Source organism: Bradyrhizobium sp. STM 3561, assembly GCF_045571455.1.
Lineage (GTDB): Bacteria > Pseudomonadota > Alphaproteobacteria > Rhizobiales > Xanthobacteraceae > Bradyrhizobium > Bradyrhizobium vignae.
This window is the reverse complement of record NZ_CP120695.1, coordinates 927,174-946,556: the sequence shown is the minus strand read 5'-3', so window position 1 is coordinate 946,556 and position 19,383 is coordinate 927,174. Positions and strand designations below refer to the sequence as shown.

The following is a 19,383-nucleotide window of genomic DNA, read 5'->3' as shown; positions in this document are numbered from 1 at the left end:
TGCCATCGAAGTATGACGAGACCAACCCGACAGCGCCGCTCGTCCGCACGAAGCCTCGGGCTCACGGAGAGCAATCCGCCCTGCCCTTGACATCTCGTACACGACGCTGCTGCGTCCACCGCAAGCCCGGCTCGCGACAATGACGACCTCATGATCGCCCCTCGAGAATGAGCCGGGATGCGCGACACATACGACAAATCCGAATTTCGGTAAAGTGGAATATTTTCGCGCCGGGGGGTTGACAGAGAAGCGAAACAGGCCCGGACCGAGCGCAGCGCAATCCGGGAAGTGCAAGATGCCGCGAGCGGCCCCGGATTTCGCTTTCCGCTCCATTCCCGGCTACGGGAGCATCAACCCCTTCGACAGCACCGGCGTCCCATCCGCCATCGTCGTCACGCCTTTCCGCTCGACGATCATCCCGTAAGCCCGCGGCTGGCGGTGGACGTCGAAATTGAAGGTGGTGCGCTTGTAGGAATTGCAGAGATCGAGGTCGCAGCGCGCCAGCGCGATCTCGTCGCCCTTGGTGGTGCAGGCCGCGATGATCTCGCCCGAGGGCGCGATGATGCAGCTGCCGCCGATCTGATCGACGCCCTCCTCGCGGCCGGCCTTGGCGACCCCGACGACGAACGTGCCGTTCTGATAGGCGCCGGCCTGCATCACCAGACGATTGTGAAACAGCGAGAGATCGTCATGCTCGGGCGCGGGCGGATTGTGCACCGGCGTGTTGTAGCCGATCAGCACCATCTCGACGCCCTGCAGGCCCATCACCCGATAGGTCTCGCTCCAGCGGCGGTCGTTGCAGATCGCCATGCCCATGACGCCACCGAAGGCATCGACCACGCCAAAGCCGCTGCCCGGCTCGAAGTAGCGCTTTTCCAGATGCTGGAATTCGCGCCACGGCTCGTGCTCGGCATGACCGGGCAGATGGACCTTGCGATACTTCAGGACGATCGCGCCGCTCTTGTCGACGAGAATGGACGTGTTGTAGCGCCTGACGATTCCGGCCTCGACGGCGAGCTCGGCATAGCCAAGGCAAAAGCCGATCCCGAGTTCGCGCGCGAGATCGAACAGCGGCTGCGTCTCGGGGCCCGGCATCTCGCGCTCGAAAAAGCTGTCGATCTCGGCCTGGTCCTCGAAGAACCAGCGCGGAAAGAACGTGGTCAGCGCCAGCTCGGGATAGACGATCAGGTCGCAGCCGCAAGCGCGCGCCTCGCGCATCAACGCCATCAGCCTCGCCACGACCGCGGTCCTGGTCTCGCTCCTCGCAATCGGGCCTAGCTGGCCGGCTGCGATGGTCACAAACCTCGTCACGACTCATTCCTTACGTTTCTGATTGCGTCGGACCTGGAGCTACCCAGCCACCGCGCGCAGCCGCCTCGGTCTTCCGCCGATGGCGCAATCAAATCCCATGCCTGGCGGGACCATCGTGCGACGGCTCGCCGACAATACCGGAACTTCGTTGCCGATCTGCAACGGTTCCACACAGTCTGAAGCCGGACAAAACAAACTCCCATTCCGGCCACGAACCGCTCTCACAAGGCCGTGAGACTACCAGGGGAATGACGATGCGTGCACAACGTGTTTGGAAAGTGAATGGGGCCGCCAGCATCGGGCAGCTTCAATCGAGACTGGACGATCTGAACAAGCGGCTGGGTCAGCTCGAAAACCAGCATCCTGACAGCTGGAAGCTCGAAGAGCTGAGGGCGAGCGTGCTGAGCCTGTCGCGCGAGATCGACGACATCCGCTGCGCCGAGGCGACAGCAGCCTTGAGCGAGCTGCTGCGGAAGTAGCCGGCGCCCGCTGATTCGGATCGCGCGCAAGGAACCAAGCTCCACGGCGGCCATTTTCATGCAGAGCATGGAGCAAGATCATGAGCAGGCACCTGACGCGAGCCCATCTCGCGCGTGGCGTGGCCGGCGCGGTATCCACGCTGGTCCTATGCGCGGCGGCGGTCTTCACCATCGCGCGCCACTTTGCGTTATGAAGAATTTGGCGCTGTGAGGGATTTCGCATGACATCCGACCCCGAGGAGTCGGTGCGGCTGCAAGGCTACGGCGAGATGACGCTGCGCACGGCCGTCGAGACCTTGATGCGGCTCGCGCCGCGCAAACGAACGGACGCCGCCGTCTTCCGCGTCCGTGACGGCGTGCGCCTCGCGCAAAGCGAGATCGCCGAGCTTGCCTCAAGCTGGGGCATCGAGCCGGCGCCCCACGTGCGATCGCCAAGACTGGTGCCGGAGCAGCACTGGCAAGACATCGTCCGCGGCATGGTGCGCGAAGCCCCGCTGCCCTCGCTGCTGGTGGCGTTTCTGGTGGGGGCGCTGGTGGCGCGAAGGTAGGCGCGCCAGAGCCGCTTGCAACAGCACTACTTCTGTTCGCTTGCCCGCATCTGGTCGGCGAACGGACGCAGGGCCTCCGACATCTCGTCGAGGCGCTTCTGCCACTCTGCACCAGGCAGGAAGGCGATCACCGGCTCATCCCCCGGAGAACCCGTCAGGTACTCTGGATTGCGCAGGCCTTCGGCGATCCCGGCTTCCAGCTTCTTGACGAGGTCGTCCGGAACGCCCTTGGGGACCGCGAAGCCACGCTCGGCCGTCGTCACCACTGGAAAGCCCACCTCCTCTGCCGTCGGAACGTCGGGCAGCGATGGAAAGCGCTTTTTCGACAGGATCGCGATGACGCGAAGCGGCCCCTTGTTGGCGCCATGCAGTTCGGGAATCTCGCTGAGAGTGACCATCCCGACATCCAGATGCCCGCCCAAGAGGTCAGTCCGCTGCGCCGCCGTTCCTCGGTAGGAGATCTCGTTGGGCTCGACCTTCGCGACGGAAGCGAGCATGCGAATGGCCAGATGACCGTTGGTGCCGGCGCCGTTGTGACCAAAGGTCACCGAGCCGGGCTTGCTGCGCAATGCCACAACGACATCCGGCAGATTCTTGAATCGGCTGTCCGCAGGCACCACGACGACGTTCGGATCCTCGACGACCCGTGCGACCAGCCGGATTTCATCCGTGGTGTATTGGGTTTTGCGGGTCATCGGCAGGAAGTTGTAGCCCGGCACGTTGACGACGCCGATGGAATAAGCGTCGGGCGCTGCGCGCGCAATCGCGGCAAACGCGATCTCCCCACCGGCGCCGGGCTTGTTCAGGACGACAAACTTCGCCTTGCCGCCCAGCGCGCGCTCGACAAAGGGAAGAAGCTTGCGGGCCATGACATCGGTGCCGCCGCCGGGCGCGAAGCCGACGACGACTTCGATCGGCTTCTCGTCTGGCCACGCGGCCCATGCCGGGCCGCAAGCAGCAAAACCAAACGTTGCAACGAGCGCGACGATAGTCTTGTTCATGGTTTCCAACCCTGTTCTCCTTCTCGGCGAATCACGCTCTCGAACGCGCGACCGACTATGCGCTCATCTAGCCGCCGGCCCGACCGAATGGCAACTGGTTGCCGAACGAAGCGATTTGATCGCGCGCAGGGGCTTCGGCGGTCAAGCCTGCACGCAGATGCTCCGTCGTCGAATTCCCGATAGCTTGCGCGACACATTTGCGTGCGAGAGATGTTCCATGGCGAAGGCAAACATTGGCGATCTGGAAGGTGGCGCAGCGCTGTGTGCCTGGTGCGAGGGCGTACCTTCATTCCACGATGCGACGTTGCGGGAGCTGGAGCTTCGCCAGGGCGCACCAAGCCGGCTGGTCGCCCACGCCTTCCAGATGACCCCGAAGGTCGATGCACGCGGCTATTTCGTGCTGACCAAGCATGTGGACGTCACCTTCACGATCTTCGAGCCGATCGAGGTCCAGCTGTTCGACTTCACGGAAGCGGGAATCATCTTCTCGCTCGGCATCGAAATCGATCCCGACGGCACAATACTGAGCTTCGAATCCAGCTATGGGGTGCACGGCCGGATCAAGGCCAGGCGGGTCGCGGTCTCGTTCGAGCCCCGAGCGGCCGGGTCATCCTGAAGCTGGCAAGCCATGCCACCGCAACAAGCCGCCCTGCGAGGGCCAAATCGGCCGTGGACCCGCCCCGAAAATCGTTGCAAAAAAGGCGCTCCCGAGGCGCCGGCGACCGGTCCGCCAAGCCTTCAGGAGAACGTCGACTTTTGGAAGAATGGTCGGAGTGGCAGGATTCGAACCTGCGACCCCTGCGTCCCGAACGCAGTGCTCTACCGGGCTGAGCCACACTCCGACAAGAAGGCGGCTTATAGCGTCGGGTTTGACGCACTGCAAGCGGCCGAGATGAGGAATTTTATCCCTGTGAAAACGTGTCTTGAAACGCTGATTTTGCCGGCCGGCGAGGCCGGCGCGGAAGCCGCCGCCCGGACCCTGGCGGCCGGCGGGCTGGTCGCGTTTCCGACCGAGACGGTCTACGGGCTTGGGGCGGATGCGGCCAACGCTGCGGCGATCGCCCATCTCTACGCCGCCAAGGGCCGGCCGGCGTTCAATCCGCTGATCGCGCATGTCGCTGATATCGCGGCCGCGCGGCGGATCGGGCGCTTCGACGCGCGCGCGTTGAAGCTTGCAGAGGCGTTCTGGCCGGGGCCGCTGACGCTGGTGGTGCCGAAGACCGAGGACTGCCCGGTGGCGGATCTCGCCACCGCCGGCCTCGACACGGTCGCGATCCGCATTCCCGCCCATCCGGTGGCGCAGGCGATCCTGCGCGCCTTTGGCGGGGCGGTGGTGGCGCCGTCCGCCAACATCTCCGGCCACGTCTCGCCGACGCTGGCCGGCCATGTCGAGAGCGACCTTGCGGGGCGGATCGACCTGATCGTCGATGGCGGGCCGGTCGAGGTCGGCGTCGAATCGACCATCGTCGGCTGCTTCGAGATGCCGATGCTGCTCCGTCCCGGCGGACTGTCGCGCGAGCGGATCGAGGCGGTGCTGGGCGCCCCACTCGCGCGACCCGCTATGGAAGCCGAAAGCGACGACAGCCAGCCGCTTGCGCCGGGCATGCTGGCCTCGCATTACGCGCCGCGCGCCAATGTGCGGCTCAATGCGCATGATGTCGCGCCGGACGAGGCGCTGCTGGCGTTCGGGCCGTCGCGCCTGCCCGGCATTGATGCTGCCGCGGCCGTCATGAATTTGTCGCCCACCGGTGATCTCGATGAAGCCGCGGCCAATCTGTTCGGTTATCTTCGCAGCCTCGATGCGAGAGCGCCGCGGGCGATCGCGGTGATGGCGATCCCCGAAGAAGGACTTGGCGAAGCGATCAACGACCGGCTGCGCCGGGCGGCAGTTGCCCGATAAGAAGCTTGAGAAGAGATACGAGAATGAACGTCAATAAGTCCGCCGCCCCGCCGCTTGCGCCCGAGCTGATCGACCAATTCCGCAAGATCGTCGGCGAGCGCCATGCGATCACCGATGCGACCGATATCGAGCCCTACGTCACCGAGGAGCGCAACCTGTTCCACGGCCGCTCGCCGCTGGTGCTGCGCCCGGGCTCGACCGCGGAAGTCTCCGCGATCTGCAAGCTCGCCTCGGCGCACAACATCGCCCTGGTGCCGCAGGGCGGCAACACCGGGCTCGTCGGCGGGCAGACGCCGCACAATGGCGAGGTGGTGGTGTCGCTGCGCCGGCTCGACAAGATCCGCGAGGTCGACACCGCCTCCAACACCATGACCTGCGAGGCCGGCGTGGTGCTGCAGGTCGCGCAAACGAAGGCGGCGGAGGTGGACCGGCTGTTTCCGCTGTCGCTGGGCGCGGAAGGCAGCTGCACCATCGGCGGCAATCTCTCGACCAATGCCGGCGGCACCGCCGCGCTCGCCTATGGCGTCGCGCGCGAGATGGCGCTGGGGCTCGAGGTCGTGCTCGCCGACGGGCGTGTGCTGAACGCGCTGTCGAAGCTGAAGAAGGACAACACCGGCTACAACCTGCACAACCTCTTCATCGGCGCAGAAGGCACGCTCGGCATCATCACCGCGGCAACGCTGAAACTGTTTCCCAAGCCGCGGGCGATCGAGACGGCCTTCGTCGGGCTGAAGTCGCCGGCAGCGGCGCTCAAGCTGCTCACGATCGCGCAGGGCGAAGCCGCCAATGCGCTGACGAGCTTCGAGCTGCTGTCGGAGATGGCGGTCGACTTCTCGATCCGTCACGGCATCGACGTGCGCGACCCGCTCGCACAGAAGCATCCCTGGTACGTGCTGATGGAATTGTCCTCACCCAGCGAGGATGCCCGCACGCCGCTGGAGACGATCCTCGCCCGCGCCATGGAGGAGGAGATCGTCGACGACGCCGTGATCGCGGCGAGCCTCGCCCAGCGCGGCGCGTTCTGGAAGCTGCGCGACGAGATGTCGGCGGCGCAGAAACCGGAAGGCGGCTCGATCAAGCACGACATCTCCGTGCCCGTCGCTGCGGTGCCTGCCTTCATCGCCGAGGCCGATGCCGCGGTGGTGAAGCTGATCCCGGGCGCACGGCCGGTGCCGTTCGGCCATCTCGGCGACGGCAATCTGCACTACAATGTCAGCCAGCCGATCGGCGCCGACACCGCGGATTTTCTGGCGCGCTGGCACGAGATGAACGCGGTCGTGTTCGAGATCGTGCTGCGCATGGGCGGCTCGATCTCGGCCGAGCACGGCATCGGCGTGCTCAAGCGCGACGAGCTTCCCGAGGTGAAGGACAAGACCGCGATCGAGCTGATGCGGTCGATCAAGACGATGCTCGATCCGCTGGGAATCATGAATCCGGGGAAGGTGCTGTGACCGCGCCTGCGATTGACGCCATCAGAGATGCCGACGTCGAGGGCGTCGTCGCGCTGTGGCAGCGCTGCGGCCTGACGCGGCCCTGGAACGACCCGCATGCCGACATCGCGCTGGCGCGGCGGCGCGACAATTCCACCGTGCTGGTCGGCCGCGACAACGGCGCGATCGTCGCCACCGTCATGGTCGGCCATGACGGCCATCGCGGCTGGGTCTATTACGTCGCGGTCGATCCCGGTTGTCAGAAGCGCGGCTTCGGTCGCGCCATCATGGCGGCGGCGGAGGACTGGCTGCGGAGCGCCGGCATTCCGAAGCTGCAGCTCCTCGTCCGGCGCGAGAATGCAGAGGCCAATGCGTTCTATGGCTCGCTGGGCTTCGAGCTATCGACGTCCGTGATGTTCCAGAAGTGGCTCGACGGCCGCGCGACCACGCCAAGCAACTGAGATCGAGCCATGACCATTTCCGACCGCGTCCGCATCAGGGACGTCCGCGTGCTCTCCGACAATTGGACGCCCCTGAAGGAGACGACGTTCGACTACCGCCGCGCCAATGGCGAGTGGCAGACGCAGCACCGCGAGACCTATGAGCGCGACAACGCCGCAGCCGTGCTGCCCTACAATCTTGCCCGGCGCACGGTGATCCTGGTGCGCCAGTTCCGCCTGCCGGCGTTCATCCGCGGCTACGACGATCTCTTGATCGAAGCGGCCGCCGGCGTGCTGGACAATGCCTCGCCCGAGGAGCGCATCCGCGCCGAGGCCGAGGAGGAAACCGGCTATCGCCTGCATCACGTCCACAAGGTGTTCGAGGCGTTCATGAGCCCGGGCGCCAACACCGAGAAGCTGCATTTCTTCGTCGCCGAATACGAGCCTGAGATGCGGGTGAGCAGCGGCGGCGGCCTCGAGCACGAAGGCGAGGACATCGAGGTGCTGGAGCTTCCCATCGACGAGGCACTGGCGATGATCGCCGACGGCCGCATCATCGACGCCAAGGCGATCATGCTGCTGCAATACGTGGCGCTGCATGTGTTCAGGTAAGGGACCTATTCGCACGCAAGGTGCAGACCCTTCTGCCCTCGTGGGAGAGGGTCAACCATACCGATGCCGACCAACTTCATCTGCAATTCTGTCCTGCGTCAGCTCGCCCCCCGTTGAGCAACGCCAAAACTACCTCTAGTCTGGCGCCAACCAAGAACCAGGAGACGCGCCATGTCCGCTCCGCGCGACGACGAATTCGGCTTTGCGCCCGACCACGACTCCCCCGTTCCCTACATGCAGCGCACCCGCGACTATTACGCAGCGATCGGCTACACCACGCCATATCGCTGGGCGCATTACACGGAGGCGCCGTTCCAGCCCCTGAAGAAGCCGCTGGCCAAGTCACGTGTCACCATCATCACGACGGCCGCGCCTTACGATCCGGCCAAGGGCGACCAGGGGCCGGGCGCGGCGTATAATGGCAGCGCGAAGTTCTATCAGGTCTATGACGGCGACACGTCCAGGCAGCACGACCTGCGCATCTCCCACATCGGCTACGACCGCAAGCACACGTCGGCGACCGACAGCGGGACCTGGTTTCCGCTGCCGCAGCTTTTGAAAGCATCCGCAGCAGGCCGCATCGGCGAAGTCGCGCCGCGCTTCTTCGGCGCGCCGACCAACCGCAGCCATCGCGTCACGCTCGACACCGATGCGCCGGAGATTCTGTCGCGCTGCCTGGCCGACAAGGTCGACGTCGCGGTGCTGGTGCCGAACTGCCCGGTCTGCCACCAGACCACGGCACTGGTGGCGCGGCATCTGGAGCGCAACGGCATTGCGACCGTGATCATGGGCTGCGCCAAGGACATCATCGAGCACGCGGCGGTACCGCGCTTCCTGTTCAGCGACTTCCCGCTCGGCAATTCCGCCGGCAAGCCGCACGACGTCGCCTCGCAGGCGCAGACGCTCGAGCTCGCGCTGGGACTGCTGGAGAGCGCGAGCGGCCCGCAGACCACGATGCAATCGCCGCTGCGCTGGAGCGAGGACGCCTCCTGGAAGCTCGACTACAACAACGTCGCGCAGCTCTCGCCCGAGGAGCTGGCGCGCCGCCGCGCCGAATTCGACAAGCAGAAGGAGATCGCGCGCGGCAACCGCGCCGCCTGACGTCGTCCAACAACAATAATCGAGGGAGAGCGAGGTGACGCGACCGTTCGAGGGCGTGAAGATCCTGGACTTCACGCAAGTGCTGGCCGGCCCCTATGCTAGCTATCAGCTCGCGCTCTTGGGTGCAGACGTCATCAAGGTCGAGCGGCGCGAGGGCGAGGACATGCGCCGCACGCCGCTCTCTCGCGAATGGGCCGAGCGCGGGCTGGCACCGGCGTTCCAGGCCATCAACGGCAACAAGCGCAGCCTGACGCTCGATTTGCAGAAGCCGGAGGCGATCGCGGTCGTGAAGAAGCTCGCGAGCCAGGTCGACGTCGTCATGGAAAATTTTCGCCCGGGCGTGATGGACAAGCTCGGCATCGGCTACGAGGCACTGTCGGCGATCAATCCAAAGCTGATCTATTGCGCGGTCTCCGGCTTCGGCCAGACCGGTCCGGACCGCCTGCGGCCCGGCTACGACGGCAAGATGCAGGCGCTGTCGGGCATCATGGCCATCACCGGCCATCCCGAGACCGGGCCGACCCGCGCGGGCTTTGCGGTCTGCGACGTGCTTTCGGGCGCCACGGCGGCGTTCGGCGTGTCGAGCGCGCTCTACCAGCGCGACCACACCGGCAAGGGGCAGCTCATCGACGTCTCGATGCTGGAGGCGACGCTGGCATTTCTCTCGGGCCAGATCGCGGACTGGTCGGTTGCCGGCCATCGTCAGCAGCTTTCCGGCAATCAAGCGGTGAGCCGCAAGATCACCGCGAACCTGTTCAAGGCCGGCGACGGCCACATCCTGCTCGCGGTCAACAACGAGAAGCAGTACCGCGCGCTGATGTCCGCGCTCGGCCGCGAGGACACGCTGAACGACCCGCGCTTTGCCGACTGGTTTTCGCGTAACGAGAACGAGGGCGCGCTGCGCGCCATCATTGAGGAGGCGCTCGCGAAGAAGCCTGCACGCGAATGGGAAACGATTCTGGAAGACGCCGGCGCGCCCTGCGCCAGCATCTGGAAGGTCGAGGAGGTCATCGACCATCCGCAAATCAAGGCGCGCGGCGCGATCCAGGAGCTCGACACCCAATACGGCCGCCTGCGCTTTGCCGGCAGCGGGTTCAAACTCGCCCATGGCGGCGGCAGGCTGGACCGGATGGCGCCGGAGCTGGGCGCGGATACGGATGCGGTGCTGGGCGAGCTCGGATTTGACGCGGCGGAAATTGCGGCGCTGCGGGCGCGCGAGATCGTCTGAGGACTAGATTGCCTTCGCCGCGACCTTCGCGGCGGCGAGGATCTCGCGCCTGACGGCGTCATCCTTCACCGCGCGCGCCATGTCGGCCGCGCCTGTCAGGATCGCAAGCAGCGCGATCGCCCGCTGCCGCGCATGCGTGCCGCGAAAACCCTGCGCGACGAGGTCCGCCAGACGCTCCAGCTCTCCCTGATAGACGGCGCGCGTTGCGGCGTCCGAGCGCGCAACGTCAGAGGAAAAGCTGGGGAGTGCGCAGGCCTCATCGAGGCCGACCTCCATCCGCTCACCCAGATAGAAATCGACGAACGGATCGCGCCAGCCGCTGCCGTGCTGCGCCTGAAATTGCGCGATACCGCCGCGCAGGAAGGCGAGCCCGTCCGCTACCGCAAGCCGGAACGCATCCGCCTTGGATTCGAAATGGGCGTAGAACGCCCCCGACGTGAGGCCCGCACCCTTGGCGAGCGCGTCCACGCCGGCGCCGCCGAATCCACCGGTGCGGAAGCCGCGCCCGACCGCATCCGCCAGCCGCGCGCGCGCGTCACCATCGCTCTTCTTCGGTCGTGCCATCGGTCACCTCTCGATAGCGATCGTTATATTACGCTTGACAGGATAACGATCGTTATGTTTTATATAACGACCGTTATGTTACGGTTCAAAGGGAGACCTCTCTATGCCCATCCAGATCATCGTTTCCGAAGGCGCGCTGACGCCGGCCGCAGAAGCCGAGGCGTTCGGCAAGCTGACCGAGCTGCTGCTGCGTTTGCACGGCCTCACCGGCAACCGCTTCATGACGCCGAACGTCATCGGCGAGGTGACCGTAGTGCCGAAGCGGCGCACCTATTCCGGCGGCAAGCCCGCCGACATCGCCGTGTTCGAGCTCAAGGTGCCGTCATTTGTGCTGCCGACGCAGGAGCTGAAGGACGCCTGGATCTCCGAGGGCACGACCATCCTCGAGAAGGCCGCCGAGGGACGCATCAAGCGCGAGCACATTTTTGCAAATGTCAGCTACGCCGTCGATGGCGGCTGGGGCATTGGAGGCGAGGCCTATAGCAACGCAGCGCTCGGATCGGCCGTCGCAGCGGCTTGAGTCAAATAATTGCACGGACGGTGGGCGCGGCATGTTGCGCGCCATTGCCCACCGGCATCGCTGTTCAGAACAACGACCCCTGCCCGTCGTCTGATGACGCAGCAGCAACTTTCCTCGCCACCTTCTTGGGCTTGGCAGCCTCTGCCTCCGCCTCCATCTGCTCCGCGCTGATCGGCAAGAGCAGCTGCTCGTCGTCGTTGGCGACGCGGTTGACGCGGCTGGAGACCGGGTGCCAGGCGAATTCGCCGATACGCGGGCCGCTCATCAGCGGCAGGATCGCATCGACCTCGTCGCCGCTGACGTCGAGCCAGCGCTCGAAATCGCGCGGGCTGATGGTGACGGGCACGCGGTCATGAAGCGCGGCGAGATCCTCGCCCGCCGCCGCCGTGACGATCGCGACCGTATCGAGCTCCTCGCCGTTCGGCCCGAGCCAGGTTTCGAACACAGCGGCAAAGCCGAGCGGCGCGCCGTCAGCACGGTGGATGAAGAAGGCCTGCTTGCGGCCGCCCTCCGACTTCCACTCGTAATAGCCGTCGGCCGGAATCAGGCCGCGCCGGCGACGAATCGCGTTCTTGAAGGCGGGCTTCTCCAGCACCGTCTCGGAGCGGGCGTTGATCAGGAGCGTAAAGCCGCGGGGATCCTTGACCCAGCCCGGCAGCAGGCCCCAACGCATCAGGCGGAAATGGCGCGCCCCGTTCTCGGCCAATACGACCGGAATCGGCTCTGTCGGGGCGACATTGTATCGGGGCGGGAAGTTCGGCTGCTCGACATAGCCGAACAGTTGCCGCAAAGCCGCGGGGGCCGAAGTTATGACGAAGCGTCCACACATCGCAGGGTATCTATATAGGGTCCGTTCAGGTCCTTTTAACCCCAAAAGCTAACACTGCGGCAGATGAGCTCAACGGCCTCCAAACCCGCGCGCACGCATGTACAGACGGGCCCTGAGGCCGAGGCCTGGGCCGAACGGCTGCGCGTGGCCAACATCAACCCGCGGACCGGGCTTGCCACCGACTATCTCAACCATTTCAATGAAGCCGTGATGCTGCTCGAAATGGTCCCTGATATGCCCGAATGCGCCGAAGACTTCCTGACCTGGACGCCGCTGTCCTATGCCGAGCATTTCACGGCCTCGAATTTCAAGGCGCGGGACCTCGCCATCGAGGCCTATGAGAAGGCCGATCCCAACGTCCGGGCCCAGTTCGACCACATTACGGATACCATGACCTCGATCCTGACCGCGGTGGGTTCGGCCATGCGCGAGGTCGAGAAGGACACGACCCGCGTCCGCCTCGCCGAGCAGGCCGCACTCTGGGTCAAGCCTCTGATTGCGGCCTGCGGCGGCATCATCAATGGCGGGGCGGAAGCCGACGTCGACACCATCATGGCGAATTCGGCCGGATAGGTGACGAGATTGGCCGCGGTCGTCCAGCCCACCCATCCCCAGCTTGCGGTCAGCGCGGCCATCTTCCGCGACGGCAAGGTGCTGCTGGTCCGCCGCGCCCGCTCGCCGGCCAAGGGATTCTATTCGCTTCCGGGCGGCCGGGTCGAGTTCGGCGAATCGTTGCATCAGGCCCTGAGCCGCGAGGTCGACGAGGAAACCGGGCTCGAGATCGAGATCATCGGCCTCGCCGGCTCGCGCGAAGTGCTGCCGGCCGCAGCCGGCGCCGGGCATTACCTGATCATGTCTTTTGCCGCCCGCTGGAGGGCGAAGGAACCGGCCTTGAACGACGAGCTCGACGATTACCGCTGGATCGTGCCGGATGCTCTTGGCAGTCTCTGCGACCTCAAGCTGACCGGGGGGCTGGAGGAGGTTATCCAGTCCGCTCACCGGCTGCTTGGCGCCTGACCGGCCCGCCTTGCGCCGGCCATCCCAAGGGGGCATACAGCCGCCGATGTCGACGCGACCTCTGGCCATTTTTGCCCTGATTGTTGCCTGCGCCGCCGGGCCTGCCCGGGCCCAGGACGTGGCGGCGCCGTTTGACGCCGATTTGCAGCGGCTGGCCGAGATCCTGGGCGGGCTGCACTATCTGCGCGGCATCTGCGGGACCAATGAGGGCAACAAATGGCGCAACGAGATGCAGGCGCTGATCGATGCCGAAACTCCCTCCGGGGAGCGCCGCACCCGCATGATCGCCGGCTTCAACCGCGGCTATAACGGTTTTCAGCAGACCTACCGCAGCTGCACGCCGGCCGCGACGGTCGCGATCCGCCGCTACATCGAGGAAGGCTCGAAGATCTCGCGGGATCTCACGGCGCGCTACGCGAACTGAGCTCTCTCTACTCGTCATTCCGGGTTCGCGCGGCGCACGCCGCGGAATCACGCAGTGCGGGAACCCTGTCATCGATTTTGTTCATAGCCGTTAACCGTTCTTAAAGATGTGGCCTAGCCGTCGTTAACGACCGTGCTACACCTCTCGCACAGCGCATCGCCGTGGATCGCGCCCCAGCCCTGATCGAGTTTCATGAGCCAGCCGATTTCCTACGCCCCCGCCCGCGCGCCGCTGCCCGATCACGAGCAGAAAAAGGCTGCCCTGAACTATCTCAACGAGGCCTGGGCCGAGGCTCGCCATGACGGCATCGACGGTGATTGCCTGGCGCAGGCGAGCCTGTTCGCGGCATTGGCCGAGCTCGTCGGCACCTATGGCGAGGACGCGGTGGCGAAGTTCGTCGAGGGCTTTCCCGGCCGCATTCGCAACGGCGAATTCTCGGTCGGCATCTCCAGGCAGTAAGTCTGTCGAAAATCCCCGCCACGTGGGCGGGGCCAGTTGGCGGATGAATGACTTTGCGAAAGTCGTCGCGAAGTCTGCAGCGATTTATCGCATGAAAGCCGTTCCCCGCGGACAAGCATTAGTCTTGCAATGAGCGGGAAATGTTCTTGATACGATCAGGAATTTCCCCTTCCATCACGGTGCGATCCTTGAGCGTCGCCTTCATGTTGAAATGAAATTCGGCCGTTGTGGATACAGCGCGTTCAGCGATGCATTCTTTCTGGCTGAACCGACTTGCATACGCTACCATAAGTTTTTCATCGAATTTTTTCCCGACGAGCTGAGTCCATGATCAAGCGTCTATTCTGTCTTATGCCTCGGACGACAAGGACCTGGCTCGCGATCTTGAGCGCAGCCTGAAGGCCCACAAATTGCCGGTGTGGCGGGATGAACACAGCATCAGCCCAGGCGCGAAATGGTTTGACGACATTGAAGACGGTATTCGCGATTCCCGTGGTGTCGTCGTTCTCGTCACCGAGGCCAGCAGACGTTCGGAATGGGTCACCTACGAATATTCGCTTGCAAGGGGCGCCGGCATCCCGGTCATTGCAATCCTCGTGGAAGGCGCGGCAATTCCGACTCCGTTGCGATCATTTCACGCCGTGAAGCACGAAAATCCCGACAAGGTCGCGGAGAAGATCAAGAAGGCACTTAGAGACCAATCACGCGCCATCGGACGAGACCGCGCATCATCCGCCCCCGTCCTTATGGCGAAATTTCAAGAGGAGAATGGCGACCCCATCCGCGCGACCAAGGGCAAAACACCTGAACTCTGTATGGAGATGTGGTTGGAGCAGGTCCCCAAAGAAACGAAAAGCGTCGCATTCGAGATTCCGGATGACGGGATCGGGGACAACAAATGGATCGCAAAGCGCGCATCGACCCGGCCTACGGCACGGGAAAGAGCATTTCTGTGCGATGACATTCAGCTCTATGGCGACGTCGAAGTATGGGCCAGCGGAATTGGCAAGGGACCGGGAAAATGGTCCGGCTCCTGGCGCCTCTACGAAGCCTTGATGCACTACTATCGCAGCCGATCGTACAGTCCCGGCGTTCGCGCAGCGCTCAAGCAAATCCGGCTGAACTAAAGCGCGATGAGATTTGGTCATCGCGCTCTAGCTTGTTGTTTACGCATGATCTTTCCGGAAAACCGCTTCGCACTTTTCCGGATCATGCTTTAGCGCATCACCCGGACAAGCATTGGTCTCGCGATCACCGGGAGATGTTCCCGCTGCAATCGCGAACGCGCTCCTTTCCTCCTCAAGGCTCGACCTTGAGCATCGCTTTCATGTTGGGATGATAGCGGCAGTAATATTCGACCGTTCCAGCCTTCTTCAGAACCGACGCCGCCGATTTGTTCGGCGGCAGCGTCACGTCGAAATCGCCGTTCCTCGCGGTCGCGGTATGAGCGAAGACGTCCTTGTTGACCCATTGAATGGTATCGCCCACCTTCGCCGATATTTCGGCCGGCGAGATCACGAGATTCTCCATCGTGATCTCTATGGTCGCGGCGTCTGCCGGGACGACCATCGTCAGGAAGACGACTGCAAGCGCGGTTGAAGCGAGACGTCCCGGCATCATCCCATCTCCTATTTCAGCTCGGCCGCGACATGTTCGGCGTGCTGCTCATGTCCCTGGAAGATCTTCAGGCCGGTCTGCAGCAGGTTCTTCAGCTCGGCATTGCTGGCGGACGGAATGAGCTGGGTTTCGAGGGCGCCGTTGACCGTCTTGTGGTAGGCGACTTCGTTCGCGACATAGGCCTTGTCAAAGGCCGCGCCGCTCAGCTTGTCGAGCTCGGCTAGCTTCTCGCTGGCCTGCTTCGACAGCGCCTTGCTGGTGTCGTTGTCTTCAGGCGTGACGTTCAGCTTCTTGACCAGCGCGAGCGCCTGCTTGTTCACGGCCTCGTGGTCGCGCACCATGTCCTCGGCAAACGCCTTCACATCCTTGTTCTTGGCTTTCTTCATCGCCTGCTTCGCCGCGTTGATGTCGATCACGCCGGCGGTGTAGGCGATATGCGCGATCTGCGGATCGGTGAGCTTATCGGCCGCACGAGCGCCCTGTGGCAGCACGGGACTCGACAGCAGAACGGCGGCGGCGATTGCCGCGCTCGATCGGATGAACATGGCTTGATCCTCCTGTGGTGCCGGACGTTTGGCCGGCACGTTGCTTCACAGGAGTTGGATGGACATTTCGCGCAAACGTTCCCGAAAACTTCAGGCTCCGAACCCGAGCCGCTTCAGCACAGCCTCGGTCAAGTGCTCACATCGTCGCCCGGCGAAGGGGAACGCATCCATAACCACCGGGCCGATCTCCTTCTCGACGTTCTCGCGCAGCATGGTGCGAGCGCGGTGCAGCCGCGTCTTCACAGTTTCGGGCTTCACACCGAGCAGATCGGCGGTCTCATCGACCGTCATCCCCTCCATGACCCGGGCGACGAAGACCATGCGGAAGACATCCGGCAATTCGTCGATGGCGCGTTCGACCACACGCTGGATTTCACGCTGGGCCATGGTCCTTTCCGGATCGCCTGGAGGAGAAACAGGGAATTTGATGATCTGCGCCTCGAGCGCCCGTTCCGGCACCGCGCCGAGCTCGACATGCGGTCTGGCGCTGCGTGCCCGGCCAAGTGCCTCGTTGATGGCAATGCGCGACAGCCAGGTCGACAGTCCGGACTCGCCGCGAAAGCCGTCGAGATGCGTGAATGCGCGGACATAGGTTTCCTGCACCACATCCTCGGCCTCGCTGTCGCTGCGCAGGATGCCTCGCGCGAGGCGGTAGAGCCTGCGGTTATTGGCCTGCATGATCTCGCGCAAGGCGGTCTCGTCCCGGCGCCGCGCCCGGTCGACCAGCGCGGCTTCCGAAGTCCTGGCGCCGGCCGACAGGCCGGCTGCGGTCCCTGGCATGGCGGTTTCCTCGTCTCCATTGGTTCCGGCCATTGGATGCAGGCCCAGGGGAAAGGTTCCCGATTTTGTTTACTCGTGGCTCTTACCCGGAGGCCAAGAGCCGCCCCCTCAATCCGTCTCGATCGGCAGCGCTGGGTCCCTTGCCCATTCGCCCATCGAGGCATCGTACAGCGTCAGCTTGTCGTAGCCGAGTTGCGTCAGCAAGAAGAGGTCGATCGTGGCCGAGATGCCGCCTCCGCAATAGAGAATCACGGTCTTGTCGCGCGTGATGCCCCGGGCCGCGAACTTCGCTTGCGCATCTGCAAGGCTCGTCAGCGTCTTGTCGGCATTCACGAGCATGGCTGCAGGAACGTTGACGCTGCCGGGAACGCGGCCCGGCCGGCCGTAGCGGCTCGGCTCGAGGCCGCGATGAAACTGGGGCCCGAGCGCGTTGACGATGACTGTCGAGGGATCGCCGATCCGCCCCTTCACGACATTCCTGTCGACGAAAAAGCCCACGCGCGGCGCGGCCTTGAAGGTCGTGGCTGGATAGCCCCTCGGTGCGCCCGTCTCAATCGGCCGCCCCTCCTCCTTCCATTTATCGAAGCCTCCGTCGAGCACACGGGCATCGACGCCGAGCGAGCGCAGCATCCACCAGAACCGCGTCGCCCACATCATGGTCCCGATGCTGTAGAGCACGATGGTCTTGTCCGCATCGAGGCCATGGCGGCCGAAGGCAGCCTCCAGCTGGGCCACATCGGGCATCATGAAGAAGTGTCGCGACGAGGTGTCGGAGAACTCACCTTGCAGGTCGAGGAAATCGGCGCCGGGGATGTGGCCAGCCGCGAACGTCTTGTCGCCGGGCACCGCACGATAGGGCACGTCGCTGCCCGGCGGGACTGGTTCGTTGTACGTCGTGCAGTCGTAGAGGCGGAGATCGGGATCGTCGAGCATCGCGGCGAGTTGCTCGGTGGTGATGAGGGCGGCTGGCTGGGACATTGTCGCCTCGCGTTACAAAGCCGTAGCCCGGGTGAGCGTAGCGAAACTCGGGGACGTCTCAAGTAGAATCACGTCAAGGCGACGTCCCGCATATCGCTGCGCTCGTGCGGGCTACGGGTCTCTCCCCTCGTCATTGCGAGCGCAGCGAAGCATCCAGAATCTTTCCGCGGCGGGTTTCTGGATTGCTTCGTCGCAAGGGCTCCTCGCAATGACGGGATAGTGCGTCGTCCCCCGCCAGAAGCTTACTGCTTCAGCGTCTCCAGGAACCGCACCGCCTCGCCCTGCGAGGGCGTCACCAGCTCGCCGTGCCACATCACGCGGCGGCCGCGGATGAAGGTGCCGACGGGCCAGCCCGTGACGCGGACGCCGTCATAGGGAGTCCAGCCGGCTTTGGACGCGACCCATTCGTTGGTGATGGTCTCGCTGCGCTTCAGGTCGACGATGGTGAAGTCGGCATCGTAGCCGGCAGCGATGCGGCCCTTGCAGGCCATGTTGTAGAGGCGTGCCGGACCGGCGCTGGTGAGATCGACGAATCTTGCCAGCGACAGGCGTCCGGCGTTGACGTGATCGAGCATGATCGGCACCAGCGTCTGCACGCCGGTCATGCCCGAAGGCGAGGCCGGATAGGTCTTCTGCTTCTCTTCCAGCGTATGCGGGGCATGGTCGGAGCCGAGCACATCGATGATGCCCTGCTCGATGCCGCGCCAGATGCCGGCGCGATGATCGGCCCCACGTACCGGCGGGTTCATCTGCGCGAGCGTACCGAGCCGCTCGTAGCATTCGGGCGCGACCAGCGTAAGATGGTGTGGCGTCGCCTCGCAGGAGGCGACGTCCTTGTGGTCGCGCAGGAACTCGATCTCTTCCTTGGTCGAGATGTGCAGCACGTGGATGCGCTTGCCCGTCTCGTGCGCGAGCTTGACCAGGCGCTGCGTCGCCATCAACGCCGCGGTCTCGTCGCGCCAGACCGGATGCGAACGGGCATCGCCCTCGATGCGCTGCGATTTGCGCTCGTTGAGGCGGTACTCGTCCTCGGCGTGGAAGGCGGCACGGCGGCGGATCACCTGGAAGATGCGGCGCAGGCTCTCGTCGTCCTCGACCAGCAGCGCGCCGGTGGACGAGCCGATGAAGACCTTGACGCCGGCGCAGCCCGGTGCGCGCTCGAGCACCGGCAGGTCCTGCACGTTCTCGCGGGTGCCGCCGATGAAGAAGGCGAAATCGCAATGCATGCGGTGATGGGCCCGCTTCACCTTGTCGGTGAATTCGGCCTCCGTCACCGTCAGCGGCGCGGTGTTCGGCATTTCGAACACCGCGGTGACGCCGCCCAGCACGGCGCTGCGCGAGCCGGTCTCGAGGTCTTCCTTGTGCGTCAGCCCGGGCTCGCGGAAATGCACCTGCGTGTCCATCACACCGGGCAGGATGTGCAGGCCCTTGCAGTCGATCACCTCGGCGGCTGAGCCTTGCGACAGCGGGCCCAGCTCGGCGATGCGACCGCCCGCGATTCCGATGTCGCGAACACCCTCGCCGTCCTGGTTGACCACGGTGCCGCCCTTGAGAATCACATCGAAACGCTGGCTCATGGCTGAAGGCCTCTCTCATCCCC

General features: G+C 64.6%; 24 protein-coding genes and 1 tRNA gene. 15 read left to right on the top strand and 10 right to left on the bottom strand.

Annotated features, from left to right (window positions below):
* Positions 1–339: 339 nt before the first annotated feature.
* A complete protein-coding gene (locus P6U28_RS04090; protein WP_407121809.1) occupies positions 340–1,311 on the bottom strand; it encodes an N-carbamoyl-D-amino-acid hydrolase in 972 nt (323 codons plus the stop codon).
* A gap of 254 nt (positions 1,312–1,565) precedes the next feature.
* Between P6U28_RS04090 and P6U28_RS04085 the strand changes: the two genes are divergently transcribed.
* Positions 1,566–1,790 (top strand): hypothetical protein, encoded by a 225-nt coding sequence (locus tag P6U28_RS04085; protein WP_122406816.1) that lies wholly within the window; start codon positions 1,566–1,568, stop codon positions 1,788–1,790.
* Between the two features lie 221 nt (positions 1,791–2,011).
* Positions 2,012–2,338: a hypothetical protein gene (locus P6U28_RS04080; RefSeq protein ID WP_122404750.1), complete on the top strand. Its 327-nt coding sequence runs from the start codon at positions 2,012–2,014 to the stop codon at positions 2,336–2,338.
* Positions 2,339–2,364: 26 nt separating this feature from the next.
* Here the strand turns inward: P6U28_RS04080 and P6U28_RS04075 are convergent, their stop codons facing one another.
* Positions 2,365–3,339, bottom strand: coding sequence for a tripartite tricarboxylate transporter substrate binding protein (locus P6U28_RS04075; protein WP_407121808.1), 975 nt, complete (start codon positions 3,337–3,339; stop codon positions 2,365–2,367).
* 217 nt (positions 3,340–3,556) lie between these two features.
* On the opposite strand from P6U28_RS04075, the gene P6U28_RS04070 reads away from it, so the two are divergent.
* Positions 3,557–3,955, top strand: coding sequence for a hypothetical protein (locus tag P6U28_RS04070; RefSeq protein WP_129146251.1), 399 nt, complete (start codon positions 3,557–3,559; stop codon positions 3,953–3,955).
* Between the two features lie 149 nt (positions 3,956–4,104).
* Here P6U28_RS04070 and P6U28_RS04065 read toward each other — a convergent pair.
* Positions 4,105–4,181: transfer RNA gene (locus tag P6U28_RS04065), tRNA-Pro, on the bottom strand.
* A gap of 68 nt (positions 4,182–4,249) precedes the next feature.
* Between P6U28_RS04065 and P6U28_RS04060 the strand changes: the two genes are divergently transcribed.
* The 6 genes from P6U28_RS04060 to P6U28_RS04035 all read left to right on the top strand — a co-directional run bounded on the left by P6U28_RS04060 (position 4,250) and on the right by P6U28_RS04035 (position 10,050).
* On the top strand, positions 4,250–5,239 hold the full coding sequence (locus P6U28_RS04060) for an L-threonylcarbamoyladenylate synthase (protein ID WP_129146252.1): 990 nt from the start codon (positions 4,250–4,252) through the stop codon (positions 5,237–5,239).
* Positions 5,240–5,262: 23 nt separating this feature from the next.
* The gene (locus P6U28_RS04055; protein WP_129146253.1) at positions 5,263–6,690 is read left to right on the top strand and encodes an FAD-binding oxidoreductase; all 1,428 of its coding nucleotides are present in this window, start codon (positions 5,263–5,265) and stop codon (positions 6,688–6,690) included.
* A complete protein-coding gene (locus P6U28_RS04050) occupies positions 6,687–7,130 on the top strand; it encodes a GNAT family acetyltransferase (RefSeq protein WP_129146254.1) in 444 nt (147 codons plus the stop codon). The genes P6U28_RS04055 and P6U28_RS04050 overlap by 4 nt, the downstream gene beginning before the upstream one ends.
* Positions 7,131–7,139: 9 nt before the next feature.
* Entirely contained in the window at positions 7,140–7,721 is a 582-nt protein-coding gene (locus tag P6U28_RS04045; protein WP_407121807.1) for an NUDIX domain-containing protein, read from the top strand.
* Positions 7,722–7,892: 171 nt separating this feature from the next.
* On the top strand, positions 7,893–8,822 hold the full coding sequence (locus P6U28_RS04040) for a glycine reductase (protein ID WP_407121806.1): 930 nt from the start codon (positions 7,893–7,895) through the stop codon (positions 8,820–8,822).
* A gap of 34 nt (positions 8,823–8,856) precedes the next feature.
* Positions 8,857–10,050 (top strand): CaiB/BaiF CoA transferase family protein, encoded by a 1,194-nt coding sequence (locus P6U28_RS04035; RefSeq protein WP_407121805.1) that lies wholly within the window; start codon positions 8,857–8,859, stop codon positions 10,048–10,050.
* 3 nt (positions 10,051–10,053) lie between these two features.
* Here the strand turns inward: P6U28_RS04035 and P6U28_RS04030 are convergent, their stop codons facing one another.
* Complete coding sequence (locus P6U28_RS04030; RefSeq protein ID WP_122404758.1) at positions 10,054–10,614, bottom strand: TetR family transcriptional regulator; 561 nt, start codon at positions 10,612–10,614, stop codon at positions 10,054–10,056.
* Between the two features lie 103 nt (positions 10,615–10,717).
* On the opposite strand from P6U28_RS04030, the gene P6U28_RS04025 reads away from it, so the two are divergent.
* Positions 10,718–11,134: a Tautomerase enzyme gene (locus P6U28_RS04025; RefSeq protein WP_407121804.1), complete on the top strand. Its 417-nt coding sequence runs from the start codon at positions 10,718–10,720 to the stop codon at positions 11,132–11,134.
* Between the two features lie 64 nt (positions 11,135–11,198).
* On the opposite strand, the gene P6U28_RS04020 is transcribed toward P6U28_RS04025, so the two are convergent.
* Entirely contained in the window at positions 11,199–11,963 is a 765-nt protein-coding gene (locus P6U28_RS04020) for an SOS response-associated peptidase (RefSeq protein WP_122404760.1), read from the bottom strand.
* A 63-nt stretch (positions 11,964–12,026) separates the two neighbouring features.
* On the opposite strand from P6U28_RS04020, the gene P6U28_RS04015 reads away from it, so the two are divergent.
* From P6U28_RS04015 to P6U28_RS03995, 5 genes are all read left to right on the top strand, one after another.
* A complete protein-coding gene (locus P6U28_RS04015) occupies positions 12,027–12,536 on the top strand; it encodes a hypothetical protein (RefSeq protein ID WP_122404761.1) in 510 nt (169 codons plus the stop codon).
* 9 nt (positions 12,537–12,545) lie between these two features.
* Complete coding sequence (locus P6U28_RS04010) at positions 12,546–12,980, top strand: NUDIX hydrolase (protein WP_407121803.1); 435 nt, start codon at positions 12,546–12,548, stop codon at positions 12,978–12,980.
* Positions 12,981–13,026: 46 nt separating this feature from the next.
* Positions 13,027–13,404 carry a TIGR02301 family protein gene (locus tag P6U28_RS04005; RefSeq protein WP_122404763.1) on the top strand — a complete coding sequence of 126 codons (378 nt, stop codon included), beginning with the start codon at positions 13,027–13,029 and terminating at the stop codon, positions 13,402–13,404.
* Between the two features lie 192 nt (positions 13,405–13,596).
* Positions 13,597–13,863: a hypothetical protein gene (locus P6U28_RS04000; RefSeq protein ID WP_122404764.1), complete on the top strand. Its 267-nt coding sequence runs from the start codon at positions 13,597–13,599 to the stop codon at positions 13,861–13,863.
* A 341-nt stretch (positions 13,864–14,204) separates the two neighbouring features.
* Complete coding sequence (locus tag P6U28_RS03995) at positions 14,205–14,990, top strand: toll/interleukin-1 receptor domain-containing protein (RefSeq protein WP_407123198.1); 786 nt, start codon at positions 14,205–14,207, stop codon at positions 14,988–14,990.
* A gap of 172 nt (positions 14,991–15,162) precedes the next feature.
* Here P6U28_RS03995 and P6U28_RS03990 read toward each other — a convergent pair whose 3' ends face one another.
* From P6U28_RS03990 to P6U28_RS03970, 5 genes are all read right to left on the bottom strand, one after another.
* Complete coding sequence (locus P6U28_RS03990; protein WP_122404766.1) at positions 15,163–15,483, bottom strand: cupredoxin family copper-binding protein; 321 nt, start codon at positions 15,481–15,483, stop codon at positions 15,163–15,165.
* Positions 15,484–15,491: 8 nt separating this feature from the next.
* Entirely contained in the window at positions 15,492–16,025 is a 534-nt protein-coding gene (locus P6U28_RS03985) for a DUF4142 domain-containing protein (RefSeq protein WP_122404767.1), read from the bottom strand.
* Positions 16,026–16,115: 90 nt separating this feature from the next.
* On the bottom strand, positions 16,116–16,805 hold the full coding sequence (locus tag P6U28_RS03980; RefSeq protein ID WP_162500398.1) for an RNA polymerase sigma factor: 690 nt from the start codon (positions 16,803–16,805) through the stop codon (positions 16,116–16,118).
* Between the two features lie 108 nt (positions 16,806–16,913).
* On the bottom strand, positions 16,914–17,783 hold the full coding sequence (locus P6U28_RS03975; protein WP_407121802.1) for a sulfurtransferase: 870 nt from the start codon (positions 17,781–17,783) through the stop codon (positions 16,914–16,916).
* Positions 17,784–18,025: 242 nt separating this feature from the next.
* Entirely contained in the window at positions 18,026–19,360 is a 1,335-nt protein-coding gene (locus tag P6U28_RS03970; RefSeq protein WP_407121801.1) for a dihydroorotase, read from the bottom strand.
* Positions 19,361–19,383 lie beyond the last annotated feature (23 nt).

Bases quoted from the DNA above. Each gene is read 5' to 3' on its own strand.
- P6U28_RS04045 (WP_407121807.1), top strand. From the start codon at position 7,140: ATGACCATTTCCGACCGCGTCCGCATCAGGGACGTCCGCGTGCTCTCC.
- P6U28_RS03980 (WP_162500398.1), bottom strand. From the start codon at position 16,805: ATGCCAGGGACCGCAGCCGGCCTGTCGGCCGGCGCCAGGACTTCGGAA.
- P6U28_RS04080 (WP_122404750.1), top strand. From the start codon at position 2,012: ATGACATCCGACCCCGAGGAGTCGGTGCGGCTGCAAGGCTACGGCGAG.
- P6U28_RS03970 (WP_407121801.1), bottom strand. From the start codon at position 19,360: ATGAGCCAGCGTTTCGATGTGATTCTCAAGGGCGGCACCGTGGTCAAC.
- P6U28_RS04055 (WP_129146253.1), top strand. From the start codon at position 5,263: ATGAACGTCAATAAGTCCGCCGCCCCGCCGCTTGCGCCCGAGCTGATC.
- P6U28_RS04020 (WP_122404760.1), bottom strand. From the start codon at position 11,963: ATGTGTGGACGCTTCGTCATAACTTCGGCCCCCGCGGCTTTGCGGCAA.
- P6U28_RS04030 (WP_122404758.1), bottom strand. From the start codon at position 10,614: ATGGCACGACCGAAGAAGAGCGATGGTGACGCGCGCGCGCGGCTGGCG.
- P6U28_RS04085 (WP_122406816.1), top strand. From the start codon at position 1,566: ATGCGTGCACAACGTGTTTGGAAAGTGAATGGGGCCGCCAGCATCGGG.
- P6U28_RS04015 (WP_122404761.1), top strand. From the start codon at position 12,027: ATGAGCTCAACGGCCTCCAAACCCGCGCGCACGCATGTACAGACGGGC.
- P6U28_RS04070 (WP_129146251.1), top strand. From the start codon at position 3,557: ATGGCGAAGGCAAACATTGGCGATCTGGAAGGTGGCGCAGCGCTGTGT.
- P6U28_RS03975 (WP_407121802.1), bottom strand. From the start codon at position 17,783: ATGTCCCAGCCAGCCGCCCTCATCACCACCGAGCAACTCGCCGCGATG.
- P6U28_RS04040 (WP_407121806.1), top strand. From the start codon at position 7,893: ATGTCCGCTCCGCGCGACGACGAATTCGGCTTTGCGCCCGACCACGAC.
- P6U28_RS04005 (WP_122404763.1), top strand. From the start codon at position 13,027: ATGTCGACGCGACCTCTGGCCATTTTTGCCCTGATTGTTGCCTGCGCC.
- P6U28_RS03985 (WP_122404767.1), bottom strand. From the start codon at position 16,025: ATGTTCATCCGATCGAGCGCGGCAATCGCCGCCGCCGTTCTGCTGTCG.
- P6U28_RS03990 (WP_122404766.1), bottom strand. From the start codon at position 15,483: ATGATGCCGGGACGTCTCGCTTCAACCGCGCTTGCAGTCGTCTTCCTG.
- P6U28_RS04075 (WP_407121808.1), bottom strand. From the start codon at position 3,339: ATGAACAAGACTATCGTCGCGCTCGTTGCAACGTTTGGTTTTGCTGCT.
- P6U28_RS04000 (WP_122404764.1), top strand. From the start codon at position 13,597: ATGAGCCAGCCGATTTCCTACGCCCCCGCCCGCGCGCCGCTGCCCGAT.
- P6U28_RS04025 (WP_407121804.1), top strand. From the start codon at position 10,718: ATGCCCATCCAGATCATCGTTTCCGAAGGCGCGCTGACGCCGGCCGCA.